At 64.5% G+C, this 1340-nt stretch carries 2 protein-coding genes and 1 pseudogene; 2 read left to right on the forward strand and 1 reads right to left on the reverse strand.

The genetic code is table 11. The annotated features are described in order from the left end of the window. Positions 1–241 (reverse strand): annotated as a pseudogene (locus ACEN88_RS31880) (TolC family protein); the annotation flags it as partial. An 88-nt stretch (positions 242–329) separates the two neighbouring features. Between ACEN88_RS31880 and ACEN88_RS31885 the strand changes: the two are divergent. After that, a complete protein-coding gene (locus ACEN88_RS31885) occupies positions 330–947 on the forward strand; it encodes a TetR/AcrR family transcriptional regulator (protein WP_413346189.1) in 618 nt (205 codons plus the stop codon). Between the two features lie 76 nt (positions 948–1023). Further along, a partial coding sequence (locus tag ACEN88_RS31890) for a biotin/lipoyl-binding protein (protein WP_413346190.1) occupies positions 1024–1340 on the forward strand: 317 nt, incomplete at its 3' end.

Below are 1340 nucleotides of genomic sequence, written 5' to 3' on the forward strand. Positions count from 1 at the left end.
CGGCGGCCTGTGCGAGGTCGAGGTTGCTTGCCAGGGCCTGCGCGACGTAGCGCGCCAGTTGCGGGTCGCCGAAGCTGCCCCACCAGGCGGTCAGGTCGGCGGCCCGGCCTTGCACGGTGACGGGTTGGCCGAGGTAACGGTCAGGGACGGGCGCATCCGGCCGCCGGTAATCGGGGCCGACGGCGCAGCCCGTTGCCGCGACGGCGACGACGGCGGCCGCGAGCAGGCGAATCGTGATCATGGTGTATCCTCGTGTTTTGTGACTAGTGACTATAATACTTATTGGTCACACTTTGTCAAACGTTTCTTCAACGCGTTAAGCTATCGCCATGAACACGACAATCACTTCTTCTTCCCCGAGCAGGGGCCCGCTGGATCACGACGTACGCACGCAGATCGTCGACGCCGCGACGGATTACTTCACCCGCTACGGCTATACCAAGACGACCGTGTCCGACCTGGCCAAGGCGATCGGTTTTTCCAAGGCCTATATCTACAAGTTTTTCGATTCCAAACAGGCGATCGGCGAAGTCATCTGCGCCAACCGCCTGGGCGAGATGATGCGCGCCGTCGATGCCGCGGTCGCCGCAGGGACCAGCGCATCCGACCGCTTCCGTCGCATGTTCCGGGCGTTCGTCGACGTGGGCACGACGCTGTTCTTCGAGGACCGCAAGCTGTACGACATTGCCGCGACGGGCGCCAGCGAGGCTTGGCCGTCGGTGCAGGCCTACGAGCGCTATATCGAGGAGCTCATTGCGAAAATCGTCCGCGAAGGGCGCGAGGCGGGCGAATTCGAACGCAAGACGCCTCTGGACGAGACGGCGAACGCGATCTGCCTCGTCATGAAGCCGTACATCAATCCGCTGCTGCTGCAATACAACCTGGACGGGGCGCAGGACGCCACGGTGCACCTGTCCAACCTCGTGCTCAGGAGCCTGGCCCCGTAAAAAATATCGGTTGTGACCATTGACTTATTTGGTCACTAGTAGAAAAATGGGGACTTTCTTACCAAAGGGAGCTCCCATGTCCATTCGCTCACGCAGCGCGCAGGTCCTGTGCCTGCTGCCGATCGCCCTGGCGGCATGCGGCTACAAGCCCGCCGCCGACGCCCGCACGGCGGCACCCCTGGTCGAGACCGTTCTCGTCCAGGGCGCACCGGCCACCGCCCGTTCATTCACCGGCGTCGTCGGCGCCCGGGTCCAGAGCGACCTGGGCTTTCGCGTGCCGGGCAAGGTGGTGCAGCGCCTCGTCGACGTCGGCCAGACCGTCCACCGCGGCCAGCCCCTGATGCGCATCGATCCCGTCGACCTCGGCCTGCAGGCGCGTGCGCAGGCCGGGGC

Origin of the sequence: Massilia sp. CT11-108, assembly GCF_047302915.1 — a bacterium.
GTDB lineage: Bacteria > Pseudomonadota > Gammaproteobacteria > Burkholderiales > Burkholderiaceae_D > Telluria > Telluria orientalis.